The organism is Mesorhizobium sp. B3-1-8 (assembly GCF_006439495.1).
GTDB lineage: Bacteria > Pseudomonadota > Alphaproteobacteria > Rhizobiales > Rhizobiaceae > Mesorhizobium.
The window spans coordinates 31,388-51,201 of sequence record NZ_VFTK01000022.1 but is presented as its reverse complement, the minus strand read 5'-3'; the positions used below and the strand labels follow the sequence as shown (position 1 = coordinate 51,201).

Genomic DNA, 19,814 nt, shown 5'->3' with positions numbered 1-19,814 from the left:
ATGCGCATTCTCCTAACCAACGACGACGGCATCCACGCCGAGGGGCTGGCGTCGCTCGAACGCATAGCCCGCACGCTGTCGGACGATGTCTGGGTGGTGGCGCCCGAGCAGGACCAGTCCGGCTATGCGCATTCGCTGTCGATTTCGGAGCCGCTCCGGCTGCGCAAGATCGGCGAGAAGCATTACGCCGTGCGCGGCACACCGACCGACTGCGTCATCATGGGCACGAAAAAAATCCTGCCCGGACCGCCTGACCTGATCCTGTCCGGCGTCAATTCCGGCGCCAACATCGCCGACGACGTCACCTATTCCGGCACCGTTGCCGGCGCCATGGAAGGCGCGCTGCTCGGCGTGCGCTCGATCGCGGTCAGCCAGGCCTATTCCTATGTCGGCGAGGACCGCGTCGTTCCTTACGAGACGACCGAGGCGCTGGCGCCGGCGCTGCTCAAGCGCCTGGTGGAAACGCCGCTGCCGGAAGGCGTGCTGCTCAATGTCAATTTCCCCAACTGCGCCCCCGACGAAGTGGAGGGCACCGTCGTCACCTCGCAGGGCAAGCTGGTGCACAGCCTGTGGGTCGACGAGCGGCGCGACGGGCGTGGCCTGCCTTACTACTGGCTGCGTTTCGGCCGCGAGCCGGTCGAAGGCAAGAAGGGCACGGACCTTTATGCAATGCGCAACCGGCTGGTGTCGGTGACGCCGCTGCAACTCGACCTCACCGCCCATGAACTCCGCGACCAGCTGACCAAGGCGCTGTCATGAACAAGGCGTTGGCATGAACAAGGCGTTGGCATGAACACGGGCATGGACGACCGCGAAGGTTTCGCCGCTTTCCTGCTCAGGCTGCGGGGCAGGGGCACGGCGCCGAAAGCGCTGGTCGCGGCCTTCGAGGCGACGCCAAGGCGTGGTTTCCTGTCGGCCCAGTTCCATGCGATCGCCTGGTCGGACGGCATGCTGCCGATCGAATGCGGCGAGGCAATCGAGGGCGCCGATCTGCAGGCGGCGGTGATCGCAGCGCTTCACATCGAGCCGGGCAATCGCGTGCTCGAGATCGGCACCGGCTCGGGTTACACGGCAGCCGTCATGTCGCGGCTTGCGGCGCGCATCATCACCATCGACCGCTACAAAACCCTGACCGAGCAGGCCAAGCAGCGCTTCGAGGCGCTTGCCATCAGCAACGTCATCACCCGCCAGGCCGATGGCTCCAACGGCCTGCCCAATGAAGGGCCGTTCGACCGCATCGTCGCCTGGGCGGCTTTCGACAACCTGCCGCGCTTCCTGCTCGACCAGCTGTCGAGCGGCGGCATCGTCATCGCGCCGATCGGCCCGGAGGAAGGCGAGCAGGTGCTGGCCAAACTCACCAAGGTGGGCAGCCGCTTCGAGCGCGAGGACATCGGGATGGTCAGGCTGCAGCCGATCCTGCGCAGCGTCGCCGCGGTGATCTAGCTTTTCTCAACCGTTCCAGTGGAAGTTCAGCCGCAAGCCGACCAGATCGACGTCCTGGCCGATCCGATCCGTGCCGAACGGAAAGGGCAGCCCGACTGCCGCGAAAGCAGTGGTCTTGTCGGGCATGAACAGGTGATCGTATTCGATTGCGAGTGACCAATTCGGGGCGAAGCCGTATTCGAGGCCCGCGCCCAGCGCGCCGCCCCACCGGGTCTGATCGCCGGTCTTGCCAGCGGGGATATCCGGGGGAAAGAGGACCTCAAAACGGTCGTGAGTCACGGCCGCGCCGCCTTTGACGTAAAAGAGAGCGTTGTCGACGCTGTATCCGACCTGGGCCGTCAGCAGCCCAAACCAGTCGACGCGGGAACGATCTATAAAAGGGGGAATGAATTCGCTGACATTGGAACCCTTCAGATCGGCCCAATTGCCTTGCGCTTCGAGCCCGAACACCCAGTCGTTGCGCTGCCAGCGATAGCCAAGCTGTGCGCCGACGGTGCCGCCGGTGGCGTTGTGACAGCCCTCGCTGAAAGACAGGCCGGCAAGTTGAGCGTCCCAGCATGAGTGGCTCGATCCCCAGCCGCCATTGGCGCCGATGTAGAAGCCACTCCAGTCATAGCTCGCGGCGACAGGCGTTTCGGTGAGATCGGCGGCGGATGCAGGCGCAGCGGCGGCCAAGGCAGCGGCAAACGCCGCGGCGACGAGAAAACATTTCATTGAAGGACCCTCCCAAGTTCCCTGACGGTATCGGAACCCGATCCGGAAATCCCGTTACCTGGAAGCAACACGCGGGAATATTTGAATCCAAACTATACTTGGATAGGAGACTGCGGCGTCCGGGCCGATCACTTCGATGTTCGGCGATTGAACTTTGTTCCCGGCCTGGCAAATGAAGCGAAGCCCGCGGTCCCAAGAACCAGCCGCGAATGCGCCGGAAAGCCGAGATGTCCGCGTCGCCGTCGCCCGGATTTTGGCCGCGCCAAAATTTCCGCCAATGTTTTAAGAAAATTTTCGCCGGATTCTAATGGGTTAACCGGCCAGTAACATTAACGCGCTTTAATTACAGCCAGTTTGTACCGGGTCTGTGCGGGTTAGTGCGATGCAATTCAATCACTTGAAGGCAAACAGACGCAATCTGGCGCGCGGTTGCGCTGTCCTGATGATTGCCGGCGCGGCGGCCGGGTGCAGTTCCCAGTCGATGCGCTTCAACGGTGTCGATGATGTCTTCACATCCTCCACCAACAATCAGCGTGCCATCATCAACAAGCAGAATGTCGACCAGCCCTATCCGGGCGATACTGTCGCGCCTGCGCCGGTCGACGGCACCCACACCCAGTCGGTGAGCCGCTCGAGCCTCGAGCCGGTCACCGCCCAGCAACTGCCGCCTCCCTCCGCGCCGGCGCCGGCAAAGCCGATGCGTACCGCTTCGGCTCCCGCCCTCGCGCCGGCTTCGGCGCTTGCTCCCGCGCCGCATCTCGACAGGACGGCCACCGGCACGGTTGCTGCGGCCAAGCCGTTCAAGACCGCCGAGCCCGATGCGAGCGCTGCGCGGCACGCGACCGAAATCGTGGTGCGGGACGGCGAGACACTTTCGGGCCTGGCAGCGCACTACCATGTGCCGGCCGATGCCATCGCCAAGGTCAACGGGATCGATCCGAAGAAGGGCATTCGCAGCGGCCAGAAGATCGTCATCCCCGCCTATGCCTATTCCAGCAAGACGGAGCCAAGGGTCGCCGAAGGCAAGCCGACGAACACGCCGAAGCAGCCCGCGCCGGAAAAGGTCGCTGTGCTGCCGCAGCAGCCCAAGGTCAAGGACGGCAAGTCGGCCGCTCAGGTCGATGCATCGGCCGCGGCCAGCGGCTCGAAGAACCCCAAGCCCGCGCCGCGGATGGCCGAGGCCAAGCCGGCTGGCGCCAGCGGCTCCTACACCGTGCAGCAGGGCGACTCGCTGTCCTCGATCGCCAGGAAGACCGGCGTCAGCGTCGTGGCGCTGAAGCAGGCCAACGGCATGCAGGACGGCCTCCTCAAGATCGGCCAGACGCTCAAGGTTCCGGCCGGCGGCACGGTCGTGGCATCCGCCAAGTCTGCCGCTGCCAAGCCTGCCGTCGATCCTGTGACAACCGCGACGACGCCGCCGCCGGCGAAGACCACGCCGTCGCAGACGCTCGCCTCCTATACGCCGCCGAAGAAAGACGCCAAGGTCATCCAGCAGGCCGAGGACGACGATGCGGTGGCGCCGGATGCAACCGGCATCGGCAAGATGCGCTGGCCAGTGCGCGGCCGCGTGATCTCCGGCTTCGGTTCCGGCAAGGACGGCGTCGACATCGCGGTGCCGGAAGGAACGCCGATCAAGGCGGCCGAGAACGGCGTCGTCATCTATGCCGGCGACGGTCTCAAGGAATTCGGCAACACCGTACTGGTGCGGCACGAGAACGGCCTAGTCACCGTCTATGGCCACGCAAGCTCGATCGAGGTGCAGCGCGGCCAGAAGGTCAAGCGCGGCCAGGAGATCGCGCTGTCCGGCATGAGCGGCACGACCGACTCACCCAAGCTGCACTTCGAAGTGCGCAAGAATTCGGCCCCGGTCGATCCGACGGGCTATCTCGAATAGAACAAGAACCGTTTTGCGGGCCGCCTGACCTCCAGTCCGGCCCGCCGTCTTCAGCCCGCTCCGAAAGGAGCGGGCTTTTTCAATTTTTGTTTTGGCCGTGAGAACCGAAGGTTCGGTTCGCGATCATGGCCAGGCCTAATCCTTCAGCGGCTTGCCAAGCCGGCCGGCGAGATCCTGGGTGAACTGCCAGGCGACGCGGCCCGAACGGCTGCCGCGCGTGGTCGCCCATTCCAGCGCCTCGGCGCGCAGCTGCTCGGGGTCTGTCGCCAGGCCGTGATAGCGGACATAGCCGTCGATCATGTCGAGATACTCGTCCTGCGAGCATTTGTGGAAGCCGAGCCACAGGCCGAAACGGTCGGAAAGCGAGACTTTTTCCTCCACCGCTTCCGAGGGGTTGATGGCGGTCGAGCGCTCGTTGTCGATCATATCGCGCGGCAACAGATGCCGCCGGTTGGACGTGGCGTAGAAGATGACGTTGGTGGGGCGGCCCTCGACGCCGCCTTCGAGCGCCGCCTTCAGCGACTTATACGACGTGTCGTCATGGTCGAAGGAGAGGTCGTCGCAAAACAGGATGAACCGATAAGGCGCCGCCTTCAGGAGACCCATCAGCTTGGGCAGCGTGTCGATGTCCTCGCGGTGGATCTCGATCAGCTTCAGCGGCCGGTCGAGCTTGTCGGAGGCGTTAACGGTGGCATGCACGGCCTTGACCAGGGACGATTTGCCCATGCCGCGCGCGCCCCACAAAAGCACGTTGTTGGCCGCATAGCCGGACGCGAAGCGCTCGGTGTTGTCGCGCAGGATATCGCGCACGCGGTCGACGCCGCGGATCAGGCCGATGTCGACGCGGTTGACCTTGCGCACCGGTTCCAGAAAGCCAAGGTCCGCCTGCCAGACGAAGCAGTCGGCAACGCCGAGGTCGGTCTGCGGAACCGGCGGCGGGGCAAGGCGGGAAACCGCCTCGATCAGGCGGTCGAGTTTCTTGTTCAATGCGTCCAGGCTGTCGGTCATATCAGGTCTTTTTGTCGTGATATTTCAGCATGTGGAAGCAGCTTCCACGACGTCGCTGCAAGAACCAGGCCCAAGCTTTTGTTGGAGCATGATCTTTTCGGTGGCCTCGAAGCGGCTTCCGCTGCGACGCTCTAGCACGCCGCAAACGGCTGGAAAAGCAACGGATTGGCCTCGCAGCGCAGTTGCATTGGCAAGTTTACCGACTATATTCCGGCCAAATTTTCGCGGGGCCGCCCCGGCGGTATTTCACCATCCAGGAGTTTCTTGATGTTCGTTACACCGGCATACGCCCAGGGCGTCGGCGCTTCGCCAGACATGCTTATCTCGATTTTGCCGTTTGTCCTGATTTTCGTGATCATGTATTTTCTGATCATCCGGCCGCAGCGCGCGCAGCTGAAGAAGCGCCAGGAAATGCTTTCGGCGGTGCGCCGCGGCGACACGGTGGTGACCGGCGGCGGCTTCGTCGGCAAGGTGACCAAGGTGATCGACGACAATGAGCTGGAGATCGACCTTGGCGGCGGAACCAAGGTGACCGCGCTGCGCTCGACGATCTCGGACGTGCGCGTCAAGGGCGAACCGGTGGCGAACCAGAACGCCAAGAAGTAGGCGAAATCTCAGCGGTGATGGCCGCGGGCAGGGTTCTGACGAACGGCGGCATATGGTCTATCTTTCGCGCCTGAAGGTCATTTTGATCGGGCTTGCCCTGATCTCGATGGCCTTCGGCGCGCCGAATGTTCTCGCCGCGGTGCCCGGCGCGCATATTTTGTTTCGCCTGGATACCGACCAGGTAAAAAGCCGTCGGCTGGAAGCAATGCGCGACCAGATCAGGACGCTGCTTCGCGACGCCGAACCCAAGATCAGCTATAGCGGCCTTGCCGTATCGGGCCTCACGGTTCAACTGCGCATTGGCGATTCCGCGCAAGTCGAGGCCGCCAAAGCGGCACTCAAGGCGGTGATCGATCCCATTGCCGGCAAGGAAGGTCCGGTCCAGGAGTTTGCGCTGGACGATAGCGAGCGCGGCCTGTTGAAGTTCACCATGACCGATGCCGGCGCGAAGTATCGAACCTATGCCGCGCTCACACAGTCGATCGAGGTCATCAAAAATCGCCTCAACGAACTTGGCGTGGCCGATCCCGCGGTCCAGTTGACGGATGACGGCATACTGGTTCAGGCGCCAGGCGTCGCGGATTTGCACAGCCTGGCGCAAACCCTTGCGCGGCAAGGCCGACTGAGCTTCCAATTGGTCGATACGTCGACGCCTGTGAACGATGCGGTCAACGGCCAGGCGCCTGCCGGTTCAAGCGTGCTTTACACGCTGGATGATCCGCCAATTCCCTATCTGGTCGAAGACCGGGTGCTTGTGTCGGGTGACAGCGTTCTGGACGCGGAAGCGATCCGCGACAGTTCGACAGAACAGTTTGTCGTCGCATTCCGGCTCGATTCCAAGGGTACGCAACGTTTCAAGTGGGCAACCACTCGGAATATCGGCAAGCCATTTGCGGTGATTTTGGACGGTCAGGTGATTTCGGCACCTATGATCCGTGAACCCATCGAGCACGGCACCGTGCAGATATCGGGAAATTTCACGGCCGACAGCGCCAAGGAGCTTGCCCTGTTATTCCGCACCGGCGCGCTGCCGGCGAGATTGACAATCGTCGAGGAAGCACGATAGGGCCGACCGTGGTTGGAACGAAAACCATAGCTGATAATCTAGCCGATGGCGGAACGCTGCCGCTTGTACGCCTGAACGGATAAGAACGAATGCTCTATTTCTCGCGCCTCAAGATGATCCTGATCTGGCTCGCCGTGGCCATCACAGTGATCCTCGCCGCGCCCAACCTTTTCCCGGCAAGCACGCTGGCGCAACTGCCGAGTTGGGTGCCGAAGCGGCAGATGACGCTCGGCCTCGACCTTCAGGGCGGCTCGCACATCCTGCTGCAGATGGATCAGAACGACCTGATCAAGGATCAGCTGCAGACGACGCGCGACGAGATCAGGACGCTGCTGCGCGACGCCAAGATCCAATATACCGGCCTTGGCGGAACAGGCCGAACCGTGCAGGTGCGCATCAACGATGCGAGCCAGGTCGACGCCGCCAAGACCGCGCTGAAGCCGATAACCAACCCGGTCACGGCCGGTCTGTTTGCCGGTGGTTCCGTGCAGTCGATGGCGCTGGACGATTCCGAGCCGGGGCTGTTGAAGTTCACCGTTACGGATGCCGGCATCAAATATCGTACCTCGACCGCGCTCTCGCAGGCGATTGAAGTGGTGGAGCGACGCGTCAACGCGCTAGGCACGACCGAGCCGATCGTGCAGCGGCAGGGCGACGATCGCATCCTGGTCCAGGTGCCCGGGCTCCAGAACCCGCAAAGGCTCAAGGACATTATCGGCCAGACCGCCAAGCTGACGTTCCAGATGGTCGACACATCGGTGCCGGTCCAGGACGCGATGAAGAATCGCCCGCCGGCTGGCGACTCGATCCTTTATTCGCAGGACGATCCTCCGGTTCCTTACCTGGTCGAGAACCGCGTTATCGTCTCGGGCGAAGACCTGTCGAATGCGACGCCGACTTATAATTCACAGACCAATGAGCCGGTGGTTTCGTTCACCTTCAATTCCCGCGGAGCGACGCGTTTCGGCCAGGCGACCCAGCAGAATGTCGGCAAGCCGTTCGCCATCGTGCTCGACAACCAGGTGATTTCGGCGCCGGTGATCCGCGAGCCGATCCTCGGCGGCAGCGGGCAGATCTCCGGCAATTTCACGGCCGAGAGCGCCAACGACCTCGCCGTCTTGCTGCGCGCCGGCGCCCTGCCGGCCAAATTGACCATCATCGAAGAGCGTACCGTCGGCCCCGGCCTTGGTCAGGACTCCATCCACGCCGGCAAGGTGGCGGGTGTGATCGGCTCAATCCTCGTCGTCGCCTTCATGTTCGTCGCCTATGGTTTCCTCGGTTTCATCGCCAATATCGCTTTGGCCGTGCACGTGGCGATGATCGTCGGCGCGCTGTCGCTGCTCGGCGCCACGCTGACCTTGCCCGGCATCGCCGGTATCGTGCTCACCATCGGCATGGCGGTGGACTCCAACGTTCTGATCTATGAACGCATCCGCGAGGAACGGCGCAACGGCCGCTCGGTCATCCAGGCGATCGACACCGGCTTCTCCAAGGCGCTTGCGACAATCGTCGATTCCAACGTCACCTCCCTGATCGCGACCGTCGTGCTGTTCTTTCTGGGCACCGGTCCCGTGAAGGGCTTCGCCATCACCTATGCCATCGGCATTCTGACGACGGTCTTCACCGCCTTCACCTTCACCCGCATGCTGGTGTCGATCTGGCTGCGCCGTGCCCGGCCGAAGGAATTGCCGCGCGCGCCGGTCACCTTCATTCCGCCGGGCACGAAGATCCCGTTCATGGGCATCCGCCGCTGGACATTTGCTCTCTCCAGCACGTTGTCGATCCTGTCGGTCGTCGGGTTCCTGACTCTTGGCATCAACTACGGCATCGACTTCAAGGGCGGCTCGCTGATCGAGGTGCAGTCCAAAAAGGGCGATGCCGATCTTGGCGATATCCGCAGCAGGCTCTCCGAGCTCAACATCGGCGAGATCCAGGTGCAGCAGTTCGGCGCGCCGAACGACGTGCTGATCCGTGTCGGCACGCAGGACGCCGGCGAGAACGCCGAGCAGACCGTCATCGACAAGGTGCGGGGCGAATTGCAGGACCAGTATGATTTCCGCCGCGTCGAAGTGGTGGGTCCGACGGTTTCCGGCGAGCTCGCCAAGCAGGGCACCATCGCCATGCTGATCGCTCTGGCCGGCATCCTGCTCTATGTCTGGTTCCGCTTCGAATGGCAGTTCGCCGTCGGTGCCATCGTCGCCACGGTGCACGATGTGGTGATGACGATCGGCTTCTTCGTCCTGACTGGGCTGGAGTTCAACCAGTCGTCGCTGGCGGCGATCCTGACCATCATCGGCTATTCGCTGAACGACACCATCGTCGTCTATGACCGCGTGCGCGAGGATCTGCGAAAATACAAGAAGATGCCGCTGCCGCAGCTTTTGAACAACGCCATCAACGAGACGCTGTCGAGAACCACGCTGACCTCTGTCACCACGTCCCTGGCGCTGTTGGCGCTGGTGCTGTTCGGCGGCGAGGTGATCCGCTCCTTCACGCTGGCAATGCTGTTCGGCGTGGTGTTCGGCACCTATTCGTCGATCTTCATCGCCGCGCCGCTGCTGATCCTGTTCCGGTTGCGGCCGCAGGCCGCCACCGAAGACGAGAAGAAGCCGGTGAACGGCAAGGCCGTGGCGACCTGACGCCGTCAGAGCCGGATGATTTCAAGTCGAGCCAACCTGAAAATCATCCGGCTCCAAATCAAAGAGATAGAGCATGATGTCGTCCGAAAACCGCTCCACACTTTTCGGCATCATGCTCTAGACCCATGGCTAAAGGCATCATCATCCGCGAGGCGCATTTCCCGGGCAAGGCGCCGATCGAGGCCTATGGCAATGGCGGCTTCCGTTTTGCCGACATGTCGCATCGGGGCTCGCTGCTCGTCCTGCCGTCGGGCATCCGTGGTTGGGAGCCGGCCGATCCGCTGGCGCTGAAGGCCTCGGATTTCGACAGGCTGTTCGCCGAGGCCGGCAGGGTGGAGATTCTGCTGGTCGGCATGGGCAAGGAATTGCGGCCGCTGCCGGCGGCGCTGCGCGCCGCGCTCAAGGAGGCCGGGATCTCGGCCGACCCGATGTCGACCGGGGCGGCGGTGCGGACCTACAACGTGCTGCTCGCCGAAGACCGTGCGGTGGCCGCTGCGCTGATCGCCGTCGACTGAATGGCCGGCACGTCCAACATCGTCAAGAATGGCGACGTCGTCATGGATGCGGTGCGCGCCGCCGACCATGACCGGTATCTGTCGGCGCTCTACGCGCCGGCCGACAGGCGCGACGCGCTGCTCGCGCTCTACGCCTTCAACGCCGAGATCGCCGGCGTGCGCGATCGCATCCACGAGCCACTGCCGGGCGAGGTCAGGCTGCAATGGTGGCGCGACGTCATCGCGGCCGACGGGCCGGAGGAGACCGGCCATCCGATCGCCGATGCCCTGAAGGCCGCGATCGTCGGCAATCATCTGCCGAAATCCGCTTTCGACAACATGCTCGAGGCGCGCATCTTCGATCTCTATGACGATCCGATGCCGTCGCGGACCGACCTCGAGGGCTATTGCGGCGAAACGGCCGCTGCGCTGATCCAGCTTGCGGCCATGGTGCTCGATCCGGTCGTGGCGCCGCGCTTTGCCGAACTGGCGGGCCGGGCCGGTTGCGCTCAGGCCATCACCGGCCTGCTGCTTCTGCTGCCGCTGCATCGCCGGCGCGGCCAGTGTTTCGTGCCCGCGGACATCCTGGCGGCCGCCGGCACGACGCCGGAAGAGTTCGTCAAGGGCGAGGGCGGGGCCGGCGCCGAACGCGCGGTCGCTGCTATGATCGCGCTGGCGCGGGAGCATCTCAGCGCCTTCGAGAAAGGCGCGCCGGCGCTTCCTGTCGCGCTGCGGCCTGCTTTCCTGCCGTTGGCGCTGACGCGCGCCTATCTCGACAAGATGGAGAAGGCGGGCGGGTCGCCGCTCGGCTCGACGACGACGCTCTCCACCCTGCGCCGCCATTGGCTGCTCCTGCGTCATGCGATGCGGGGCTGGACGCCCCTTTGACGTAAACGTCAATCATGCTAGGGATTCCGTCTATGTGGACTCGCGTCGAAGAAATGCGGGCCGCCGGAGGAGTAGCCTTTCCATGAGCCTGCCAGTCCTGGTCGTTCTTGTCGTGTTCGGCATCGCCTTGTCCGTCGCCGCCGTGCACTTCACCGGCGGTACGACGACCGCGACGCTTGCCGGACCGGATCAGGCACTCGCACGCTTTGCCGAGGATTTTCCCGACGAAAGGCCGGGTGTCGTGCGGCTGACGGCCGACAGCCATGCCGCGTTCCTTGAGCTAGGCCCGCAGCGTTGCGGCATCGTCCAGAGCATAGGCGACTGTTTTCTGACGCGCATCGTCACGCCGCGAGACGTTCTGGCGCTGGCCAGGGAGGGGAATGTGGTGTCGATGCGGTCGAACGATTTCACCTGGAAGGGCGGCACGTTCGTCTTTGCCGACGAGGCCGGCGCGCTGGCCGTGGCGGCGGCGCTGCAAGGCCGTGATCAGATCCGAAAGGCTGCGTGATGGATGAGTATAATTTCCCGCAGGTCACCCAGCTTGCCATTCCGTTCTTCGTCGCGGCGATCCTGATCGAGCTCTGGCTGGTGCGCAGCGGCCGCGCCAGGGGATCGTTCGAAACGCGCGATACGCTGACCAGCCTGATGATGGGGACCGGCAATGTCGTCGCCGGACTGCTGCTCGGCGTCGTGTCCTACTGGGCGCTGTTGTGGCTCTGGCAGTTCCGCTTCTTCAATCTCGGCCTGTCGATCTGGGTGTTTTTGGCCGCCTTCCTGCTCGATGATTTGCGCTACTACGTCTATCACCGCATCGCGCACCGGGTGCGCTGGGTGTGGGCCGAGCACGTCAACCATCACTCCAGCCAGCACTACAATCTCTCGACGGCGCTCAGGCAAAGCTGGACCGGCCTGTTCACCTTCACCTTCATCCTGCAAGCGCCGCTGGTGCTGCTCGGCTTCCATCCGGCGGTGATCGCCTTCGTCTTCGGCTTCAACCTTGTCTGGCAATTCTGGATCCATACCGAGACGATCGGCAAGATGTGGGGCTGGTTCGAATTCATCTTCAACACGCCCTCGCATCACCGCGTCCATCACGCCACCAATCCGCGCTATCTCGACGCCAACTATGCCGGCACGCTGATCATCTGGGATCGCATGTTCGGCACCTTCGTCGAGGAGCTGGAGCAGGACCGGCCGCGCTACGGCATCGTCAAGAACATCGGCACCTTCAACCCGCTGAAGGTGGCGTTCCACGAATGGATCGGCATGTTCAAGGATGCGCTGGCGCCGGGGCTGACGCTTGCCCAGCGGTTGAACTATCTCATCCAGCCGCCGGGCTGGAGCCATGACGGCTCGCGCGATACGTCCGAGACGCTGAAGGCGGCTTATGTGCGGAGGAATCCGGGAGAGGCAGGAAAGCCCGGATTGCCAGGGATGGGTGCCGAGCCGGCGGAGTAAGACCCCTTCAGGATGGAGCGCTCGATCCACCGTCTCGAATCAACGTCTCGTAGTCGCGACCGCCGTAGAAGATGTTGATGATGCGAACGACATCGCTTTCGACAACATAGGTGATGACGGCAGAATGCTCGAAAGGGACGGTTCGCAAGCCTAGTACGATATCGTCGCGAGTTCGGCCGCCGCGAGGGGCGTTGCCTATGTTCTGGCAGCGGTCTTCGATGCGCAGAACGAATTTCAACGCGACGTGAGGGTTTCCGCTAGCCTCGACTATGTGTCTGAAAATATTAGCGAGATCATCTCTCGCGCTTTGGCTGTATTCGACTTCAAGCCGCTGAATCATCGTCGGGGCTCGAATACTCGGCAAACAGCCCTTGAAGATGAGCGCGCACCTGTTCTCCTGAAAGGTTCGGCCTCTTGTCCTCGATCGAAGCTTTCACCCGCGCCCGGATCGATGCCATTCGCTCGGCATGTTCTTCCTCTTCGCGCTGGAAGGCGCGGAGCGCTGCGCGGACGACTTCGCTGGCGGAGCCGAAAGACCCGTCCTCGACTTTCTCGCGGATCATGCGAGCCATGGCAGGCGTTACGGTGATGGATAGTTTCTCGGCAGATTCCATCGACATCGCTCCATGCATATAAAGTGGGATGATATCCTACTTTATATGCATGGCCAATGGGACAGAAAAGCTTATTCGGCTGCCTCAGCTCTGCCCGGCAGCCCCAACCATGCCCTGCATTCAGCCAGGGCGCGGGAGGTGATGGCGTGCCTTTTGGTGACGGTCTTGTCCTTGCCGCGCAGGCGCTTGCCTTCGGCCTTCGGCGCTTCCACGGGTGGAAACAGGCCGAAATTGACGTTCATCGGCTGGAAGGAGCGCTTGCCGGGCTCGTCATCCGAGACGATATGGCCGCCGGTGATGTGGTTGAGCAGCGCGCCGAAGGCGGTGGTCGGCGGCGGCAGGGCGGGCATCTGGCCAAGCCGTTCGGCGGCGGCGAAGCGGCCGGCGAGCAGGCCGATGGCGGCGCTTTCGACATAGCCTTCGCAGCCGGTGATCTGGCCGGCAAAGCGCAGGCCGGGGCGCGATTTCAGCTGCAGCGAAGGGTCGAGCAGCGTCGGCGAGTTGATGTAGGTGTTGCGGTGCAGGCCGCCGAGACGCGCAAAGTCCGCGTTTTCAAGCCCGGGGATGGTGCGGAAGATGCGCACCTGCTCGGCATGCTTCAGCTTGGTCTGGAAGCCGACCATGTTGTAGAGCGTGCCCAGCGCATTGTCCTGGCGAAGCTGCACCACCGCATAGGCTTTGACCGTCGGATTGTGGGCATTGGTCAGCCCCATCGGCTTCATCGGCCCGTAGCGCAGGGTCTCGACACCGCGCTCGGCCATCACCTCGATCGGCAGGCAGCCGTCGAAATAGGGCGTGCCTTCCCACTCTTTGAACTCGGTCTTTTGGCCGTCGAGCAGCGCCTGGACGAAGGCGAGATACTGGTCCTTGTCCATCGGGCAGTTGATGTAGTCCTTGCCGGTGCCGCCGGGGCCGACCTTGTCGTAGCGCGACTGGAACCAAGCCGTGTTCATGTCGATCGTGTCGAAATGCACGATCGGCGCGATGGCGTCGAAGAAAGCGAGCGCATCGGCGCCGGTCGCCTCGGCGATCGACTGCGCCAGCGAAGGCGCCGTCAGCGGGCCGGTGGCGATGATCGCCTGGTCCCAATCCTTGGGCGGCAGTCCCGGCACTTCCTCGCGCTGGATGGCGATCAGCGGATGCGCCTCGATCTTCGCGGTGACCGCATCGGAAAAGCCGTCGCGGTCGACCGCCAGCGCACCGCCGGCCGGAACCTGGTTGGCGTCGCCGGCGCTCATGATCAAAGAGCCGGCGAGCCGCATTTCGGCATGCAGCAGGCCGACCGCATTGTTTTCGGCGTCGTCGGAGCGGAAGGAGTTCGAGCAGACGAGCTCGGCCAGACTGTCGGTCTTGTGGGCGTCGGTGCCGCGCACCGGGCGCATTTCATGCAGCACGACCGGAACGCCGGCCTCGGCGATCTGCCATGCAGCCTCGGAACCGGCGAGGCCGCCGCCGATGATATGGACGGGATTTTTGCTCATGAGCGCCGGAATAGTCGCTTGGCGGCACGATTGCAATTGCCGGCCAGCAACGGGCGAAGTGGGAAGCCTGCGCCGAAAACAACAACACCCGCCGGGGGAGGAGGTCCGGCGGGTGTCGTTTTGGGGGTCGATCCTCGGGAGGAGGTGAAGATCGACCTTATTCGCCATTGCCGGGGAGGAGGTCGGCTTTGACGAAATTCCTTATCGCCCTTGAGGACGAAAATTCTTTTCGCCTTTGAGAAGGGGCGAAACCTTCGAAGACGAACTACGTTCGCTTCGGGAACAACGCCCGCCGGGGGAGGAGGTCCGGCGGGCGCCGTTTCAGTGGTCAACCCTCGGGAGGAGGTGAGGGTTGGCCGTATCCGTCAGGGTCGGGGAGGAGGTCGACCCTGGCGAAATGCCTTGCTTAGATCGCCTTGCGGGCGACCATCTTGATCTCGTCGCGAACGATGCCGAGATCGTGGAGCTGGCGGTTCGAAAGCCGACCCAGCTCAGCAACGGTGTCGCGATAGACGCGCCAGTTACGATAGCTGCGGATCAGGTTCATTGTCTTAACTCTCTTCAAAACTGGTTCGGACCATTTGCGGTCCGAAGCGGATTAGACCGCCTTGCGGGCGACGTAGTGGATGTCGCTGCGGCTGATGCCGAGGTCGGTCAGTTCACGGTTCGACAGGCGGTTCAGCTCGGAGACGGTGTCCCGGTAGCGGCGCCAGTTGCGGTAGTTGCGGATCAGGTTCATGGTAGTTCTCGTTTCGTCTTAGCTTCGGATCATTCCGTTTGCGTACGAACAGAAAATAGGTGGGATCATATCGGTTTAAAAGTGCCGTTGGCGCATGGCAGCAATGCAAATTGTGCAATGCAACATTAACGGCCATTCACGCCTGCGTCACAAAGAAGACCGAATCGGAAAATGCCGCCGCGTCAACGGCTTGCCTGTTCCGGCTAAGGAAATGACCAGGCTTCGGGGGGAAAGCATGGCGGGCTATGCAACACAGGTTAGGGCGGATATCGCGCGATGGCGGGAGGCCGGGCTGATCGATCCCGCCACGGCGGAGGCATTGACACGCGACGTCGCCGCCAACGAGCGGGCGTCACTGAGTTTCGGCTCCATCCTGGCGATGATGGCGGCGCTTTTGTTCGGCGCGGCGATCCTGATTTTCGTCGCCGCCAACTGGGAGGCCATCCCGCGCCTCGTTCGCGTGGCGGCCCTGTTTACCGTCATCCTCGCAGGTTACGTCGGCGGTGCGGTGCTGAAGACGCGCGACCATGCCGCGGTCGGCGAGGCGCTGTGGATCGTCGCCGCCGCCGCCTTCGGCGGCTCGATCGCACTCATCGGCCAGATGTATCACCTTTCGGGCGACGAGGCCTCGGCGCTGTTGACATGGTGCGCCGGCACGGCGCTGGCGGCGGTGGCGCTGCGTTCCAACCCGCTGACCGTGGCGGCGGTCGGCATCGCCGACGCCTGGCTGGTCCTGAAGGGGTTCGGCTTCTACTGGCGTGCGGAGATCCCGCATCTCTTCATCGTCATGGCGGTCGTGCTGTTCGCCATTTCGTTCTGGACGCGCAGCCGGGCCGCGCGCCACCTCATCATTCTGTCTGTCATTCTCTATCTGGTTTTGCTGGCGACCGATCGCGACACGCTGCCGGTGGCGGTTTCGCTCGCCGTCGTATCGGCGCTGCTGTTTGCCGCTTCGGTCTTTACGGGCGGTCCGATCGACAGGATCCTTCAACTCGGCGGCCGGCTGCCCTTGCACGCCTTGTTCGGCTTCCTCACCGGCATGGCGATCGTCCAGTTCGAGCTGGCGGATGAAAGCACCTACAACAGCGGTTTCGCCGTCGCCTCGATCGTGGCGCTTGCCGGCATCGTGGCGGCGATCATGCTGGCCGGCCGCGAGAGCAGGGGGCTGCGCTGGCTGGCCTATGCCGGCTTCGCCTTCGAACTCGCCATCATCTATGGCGTCACCTTGCGGTCGATGCTCGATACGGCCGGATTCTTCCTGGCCGCCGCCGTGCTGCTCGGCATCCTGGCGCTGATCATCATCCGCGTCGAGAAACGCATGAGGGCGCCCGCCAAGGCAGGAGCAACGGCATGACCGGCAAGAAACTGATCATCGCGGCGCTGGTGCTGGCGCTTGTCCAGATCGGCTTTCTCAGTTGGATCATCGCCGGCCGCGCCGCAATCCTGCGCAACGGCAAGGAAGTGCTTCTGAAAGTCGAGCCCGTCGATCCGCGCGATCTCATGCGCGGCGACTATGTCTCGCTCAACAACAACATTTCGCGGATTCCGGTGAAGCTGATCGCCGACATTCCGCAAGGCGCTTTTTCCAGCGACGACGGTTCGATCGCGGTGCGATTGAAGAAGGGCGCGGATGGTTACTGGCAGCCGACAGCGGCCTGGTTCGGCAAAGCGCCGGCCCCGACGGGCGTGGACTAGGCGGACATCGTCGGACATGTCGCCGCGGGCTGGGATCTTCGCAGCCCCGACATGACGATCGCGCCGGACTACGGGATCGATCGCTTCTATGTGCCGGAAGGCGAAGGAATGGCGATCCAGAACGACATGCGCGTGCGGCCGTTCGGCATCAAGCTCGCGCTCGCACCCGACGGCACGGCACAGATCAAGGCGCTGATGGACGGTGACAAGACGCTGTTCGAGGAGCCGCTTTATTAGCGCCTTGGGTTGGCACTGACAGCGCCGGTCCTCCTTCGCCAAGGCTTCGGAGGACACCTTCGGCTCTTCGAGCCTCAGGTGGTGGCCTGCCATCCGAAGCTCGAAGAGCGAAGGATGGTGCGGATGAAGGGACTCGAACCCCCACGCCTTTCGGCACTGGAACCTAAATCCAGGGCGTCTACCAATTCCGCCACATCCGCTTTCCCCGGCAATCCCATGTAGCCATCATTCTGTCAATGTCGGCGCCCAAGTCATGCTATCCGTTAAAGCGCGTCGCGTCGAAATGGTTTCAGGTGACGCGCTTTTAAGTCTTTTGATGCATGCCATTCGCCAAAAACGCCGCGCACTTTTGGGCGGCATGCATTGAAGCGAAGATGGTTGAAAATTAGCCTAGCCTGTGACAAAAGGCGTGTCGAATGTGACGGAATGTGAATTTCCGCCTCTGCAAGGTGCGAAAAGTTATAGTAAAAACAAGAACTTATTCGCATTTGGCAAGGCGCAGTTCAGGAAGATGTGAACCGCATTAGCGGTCAAATCGCCAGGTTCCGTCCCAAAAGCCATTTCCGGCAAGATCATACCGGCAGGCTGTAAACGGCTAAGAACCGTTTGGCAGTCTCATTGTTGAAAACAAAGGTTCTAGGATGCAGGTCACCGAAACGCTCAACTCCGGTCTCAAGCGCGAGATCAAGATCACCGTGCCGGCCGGTGACATGGAAGCCAAGCTGATGGCGCGGCTGACCGACGCCCGCGACAAGGTGCGCATCAACGGCTTCCGCCCGGGCAAGGTGCCGGTGCAGCACCTGCGCAAGATGTACGGCAAGTCGTTCATGGCCGAGGTCGTCAACGAGATCCTCAACGACTCGACCCGTTCGATCATTTCGGGGCGCGGCGAAAAGGCCGCCATGCAGCCCGAAGTGATCATGACCGAGGACGAGAAGGAGGCCGAGAAGATCCTGGCCGGCGGCGCCGATTTCGAATTCAGCCTCAACTACGAAGTCATCCCGCCGATCGAGATCAAGGATTTCTCCGACATCAAGGTGACGCGTCAGGTCTATGACGTGCCGGAATCGGAAGTCGACGACCAGGTCAAGCGCGTTGCGGAATCGGCGCGCAGCTACGAGCCGAAGACCGGCAAGGCCGCCGAAGGCGACCGTGTGAGCATCGACTATGTCGGCAAGATCGACGGCGAGGCTTTCGCCGGCGGCGCCGGCACCGACCAGCCGCTGGTGCTCGGCTCAAAGGAGTTCATCCCCGGCTTCGAGGACCAGCTGATCGGCGCGAAGGCCGGCGATGAGAAGCAGGTCACCGTCACTTTCCCCGAAAACTACCAGGCGGCGCACCTGGCCGGCAAGGAAGCCACGTTCGACGTCACCGTCAAGGAGGTGTCGGCACCCGGCGCGCTCGAGGTCAATGACGAGACGGCCAAGAATCTCGGCCTGGAATCGCTGGAGCGCCTGCGCGAGATCGTGCGCGGCCAGATCGAGAACCAGTTCGGCTCGATGACCCGCCAGAAGGTGAAGCGCCAGCTGCTCGACCAGCTCGACGCGTCCTACTCGTTCGAAGCGCCCTCTAAGCTCGTCGAGGCCGAGTTCAACAACATCTGGGCCCAGGTCAACCGCGACCTCGAAGCCGCCGGCCGGACCTTCGCCGACGAGGAGACGACGGAAGAAGAGGCGCGCGCCGAATATATGCGTCTTGCCGAGCGCCGCGTGCGCCTTGGCCTCGTGCTCGCCGAGATCGGCGAGAAGGCCGGCGTCACCGTGTCGGACGAGGAACTGCAGCGCGGCCTGTTCGAGCAGGTGCGCCGTTTCCCGGCAAACCAGCAGCAGGAAGCCTTCGAGTATTATCGCAGCAACCCGGAAGCCATCAACGCGCTGCGCGCGCCGATGTTCGAGGAGAAGGTCGTCGACTACCTGCTCGGCCAGATCTCGGTCGACGACGTCAAGGTCGGCAAGGATGAGCTGATGGCCGACGACGAGGAGGCCGAGACCGCGACCAAGGCGAAGCCGGCCAAGAAGGCCTCTTCGAAGAAGGCCGAGGCAAAGGCGGGCGAAGCCGCCGACGAGGCGGAAGAGCCGAAGAAGAAGGCCGCGCCGAAAAAGAAAACCGCCAAGGAAGCCGAGTAATAGCTTCCAATCCATCGATTTCGAAAGGCCGCCTCCGGGCGGCCTTTTTCGTTGTGAGGTACTTCATTGTGGCGGCGCGGCAACACTGACAACTTGTCTTGATGGCCCACCGCTGGCGATACGGAGCGTTGAACATTATCTGCGCTTCATCGCATCCGCGGCTGTTTGGAGGCATTGGTGAGGCTGGGGTTCATGATGAGGGACGTGGTCGTCGCCGCGGCGCTCTTGTTTGCCGCGGCCGCAGGTGTCGCCCGGGCCGAGCCGGATCTCGGCAACTGGAGCGTTGGCGCCGGCGACGACGGCCAGATCACGGCATCGCTGCATGCCAGCAACAAGCTGATCACCGGCGGCGGGGCCTTGGGTTACAGCCCGGTGCTGACCCTTGCTTGCCGGCCCGGTGGCGAACCGCGCTGGAGCGAATGGCTGCAGCTCAACGATGCCGTTTCCGCCAGCCGCAAGATCACCATCTCCGTCGTGGTCGACGGCGGCGGCAAAACCGATGAAAGCTGGTCGGTCGGCCCGCGCGGCAGACAGCTGGTCAGGGACGGGAACGACGGCATCAAGCGTCTGGCTTCAGCGAACCGGCTGACGCTGTCGTGGCGCTTCGGCCTCCTGTCTGGACGCGGCGAGGCCGATTTCGAACTCGCGGGCCTCTCCGAAGCGATCGGACAGATCGCGGCCAGCTGCAAAACCGATCCGCCCTGATCCCACC

Annotated in this window: 20 protein-coding genes, 1 tRNA gene and 1 pseudogene; 14 read left to right on the top strand and 8 right to left on the bottom strand. The window is 63.0% G+C overall.

The window, feature by feature from the left end; all coding sequences use genetic code 11:
• Positions 1-759 carry a 5'/3'-nucleotidase SurE gene (surE, locus tag FJ424_RS20585; protein WP_040982411.1) on the top strand — a complete coding sequence of 253 codons (759 nt, stop codon included), beginning with the start codon at positions 1-3 and terminating at the stop codon, positions 757-759.
• Positions 760-789: 30 nt separating this feature from the next.
• Entirely contained in the window at positions 790-1,443 is a 654-nt protein-coding gene (locus tag FJ424_RS20580; protein ID WP_140652504.1) for a protein-L-isoaspartate(D-aspartate) O-methyltransferase, read from the top strand.
• Between the two features lie 6 nt (positions 1,444-1,449).
• Here FJ424_RS20580 and FJ424_RS20575 read toward each other — a convergent pair whose 3' ends face one another.
• On the bottom strand, positions 1,450-2,118 hold the full coding sequence (locus tag FJ424_RS20575; protein WP_348640134.1) for an outer membrane beta-barrel protein: 669 nt from the start codon (positions 2,116-2,118) through the stop codon (positions 1,450-1,452).
• Positions 2,119-2,539: 421 nt separating this feature from the next.
• Between FJ424_RS20575 and FJ424_RS20570 the strand changes: the two genes are divergently transcribed.
• A complete protein-coding gene (locus FJ424_RS20570; RefSeq protein ID WP_140652501.1) occupies positions 2,540-4,051 on the top strand; it encodes a peptidoglycan DD-metalloendopeptidase family protein in 1,512 nt (503 codons plus the stop codon).
• A gap of 135 nt (positions 4,052-4,186) precedes the next feature.
• Here the strand turns inward: FJ424_RS20570 and FJ424_RS20565 are convergent, their stop codons facing one another.
• Positions 4,187-5,059: an ATP-binding protein gene (locus FJ424_RS20565; RefSeq protein WP_140652500.1), complete on the bottom strand. Its 873-nt coding sequence runs from the start codon at positions 5,057-5,059 to the stop codon at positions 4,187-4,189.
• A 267-nt stretch (positions 5,060-5,326) separates the two neighbouring features.
• Between FJ424_RS20565 and yajC the strand changes: the two genes are divergently transcribed.
• From yajC to FJ424_RS20530, 7 genes are all read left to right on the top strand, one after another.
• Positions 5,327-5,665: a preprotein translocase subunit YajC gene (gene yajC / locus FJ424_RS20560; protein ID WP_095765024.1), complete on the top strand. Its 339-nt coding sequence runs from the start codon at positions 5,327-5,329 to the stop codon at positions 5,663-5,665.
• A gap of 52 nt (positions 5,666-5,717) precedes the next feature.
• Positions 5,718-6,731, top strand: a complete 1,014-nt coding sequence (locus tag FJ424_RS20555; RefSeq protein ID WP_140652498.1) for a hypothetical protein — start codon at positions 5,718-5,720, stop codon at positions 6,729-6,731.
• Between the two features lie 89 nt (positions 6,732-6,820).
• The gene (gene secDF / locus FJ424_RS20550; RefSeq protein ID WP_140652496.1) at positions 6,821-9,370 is read left to right on the top strand and encodes a protein translocase subunit SecDF; all 2,550 of its coding nucleotides are present in this window, start codon (positions 6,821-6,823) and stop codon (positions 9,368-9,370) included.
• 125 nt (positions 9,371-9,495) lie between these two features.
• Entirely contained in the window at positions 9,496-9,885 is a 390-nt protein-coding gene (locus FJ424_RS20545) for an Mth938-like domain-containing protein (protein ID WP_140652494.1), read from the top strand.
• A complete protein-coding gene (locus FJ424_RS20540; protein WP_246677311.1) occupies positions 9,886-10,752 on the top strand; it encodes a phytoene/squalene synthase family protein in 867 nt (288 codons plus the stop codon).
• 82 nt (positions 10,753-10,834) lie between these two features.
• Positions 10,835-11,260: a hypothetical protein gene (locus tag FJ424_RS20535; RefSeq protein WP_140652492.1), complete on the top strand. Its 426-nt coding sequence runs from the start codon at positions 10,835-10,837 to the stop codon at positions 11,258-11,260.
• Positions 11,260-12,210, top strand: a complete 951-nt coding sequence (locus FJ424_RS20530) for a sterol desaturase family protein (protein ID WP_181182002.1) — start codon at positions 11,260-11,262, stop codon at positions 12,208-12,210. The genes FJ424_RS20535 and FJ424_RS20530 overlap by 1 nt, the downstream gene beginning before the upstream one ends.
• Before the next feature lie 7 nt (positions 12,211-12,217).
• On the opposite strand, the gene FJ424_RS20525 is transcribed toward FJ424_RS20530, so the two are convergent.
• From FJ424_RS20525 to FJ424_RS20505, 5 genes are all read right to left on the bottom strand, one after another.
• Positions 12,218-12,550, bottom strand: a complete 333-nt coding sequence (locus FJ424_RS20525) for a type II toxin-antitoxin system RelE/ParE family toxin (protein WP_181175505.1) — start codon at positions 12,548-12,550, stop codon at positions 12,218-12,220.
• Positions 12,534-12,824: a type II toxin-antitoxin system ParD family antitoxin gene (locus FJ424_RS20520; RefSeq protein ID WP_140646717.1), complete on the bottom strand. Its 291-nt coding sequence runs from the start codon at positions 12,822-12,824 to the stop codon at positions 12,534-12,536. Before FJ424_RS20520 ends, FJ424_RS20525 begins: the two co-directional genes overlap by 17 nt.
• 71 nt (positions 12,825-12,895) lie before the next feature.
• Positions 12,896-14,305, bottom strand: a complete 1,410-nt coding sequence (gene trmFO, locus FJ424_RS20515) for a methylenetetrahydrofolate--tRNA-(uracil(54)-C(5))-methyltransferase (FADH(2)-oxidizing) TrmFO (protein ID WP_140652489.1) — start codon at positions 14,303-14,305, stop codon at positions 12,896-12,898.
• Between the two features lie 406 nt (positions 14,306-14,711).
• On the bottom strand, positions 14,712-14,852 hold the full coding sequence (locus FJ424_RS20510; protein WP_071031998.1) for a DUF1127 domain-containing protein: 141 nt from the start codon (positions 14,850-14,852) through the stop codon (positions 14,712-14,714).
• Positions 14,853-14,903: 51 nt separating this feature from the next.
• Positions 14,904-15,044, bottom strand: a complete 141-nt coding sequence (locus FJ424_RS20505) for a DUF1127 domain-containing protein (protein ID WP_095765031.1) — start codon at positions 15,042-15,044, stop codon at positions 14,904-14,906.
• 235 nt (positions 15,045-15,279) lie between these two features.
• Here FJ424_RS20505 and FJ424_RS20500 point away from each other — a divergent pair, with 235 nt between their 5' ends.
• Together FJ424_RS20500 and FJ424_RS20495 are read left to right on the top strand one after the other, a co-directional pair.
• Complete coding sequence (locus FJ424_RS20500; protein ID WP_140652487.1) at positions 15,280-16,398, top strand: DUF2157 domain-containing protein; 1,119 nt, start codon at positions 15,280-15,282, stop codon at positions 16,396-16,398.
• Positions 16,395-16,976: pseudogene (locus FJ424_RS20495) on the top strand (GDYXXLXY domain-containing protein). Before FJ424_RS20500 ends, FJ424_RS20495 begins: the two are co-directional and overlap by 4 nt.
• A gap of 115 nt (positions 16,977-17,091) precedes the next feature.
• Here the strand turns inward: FJ424_RS20495 and FJ424_RS20490 are convergent.
• Positions 17,092-17,176, bottom strand: a tRNA-Leu gene (locus tag FJ424_RS20490).
• A gap of 441 nt (positions 17,177-17,617) precedes the next feature.
• On the opposite strand from FJ424_RS20490, the gene tig reads away from it, so the two are divergent.
• Together tig and FJ424_RS20480 are read left to right on the top strand one after the other, a co-directional pair.
• Positions 17,618-19,102: a trigger factor gene (gene tig / locus FJ424_RS20485; protein ID WP_140652484.1), complete on the top strand. Its 1,485-nt coding sequence runs from the start codon at positions 17,618-17,620 to the stop codon at positions 19,100-19,102.
• Positions 19,103-19,297: 195 nt separating this feature from the next.
• Positions 19,298-19,807 carry a hypothetical protein gene (locus FJ424_RS20480; protein WP_246672485.1) on the top strand — a complete coding sequence of 170 codons (510 nt, stop codon included), beginning with the start codon at positions 19,298-19,300 and terminating at the stop codon, positions 19,805-19,807.
• The last annotated feature ends 7 nt before the right edge of the window (positions 19,808-19,814 follow it).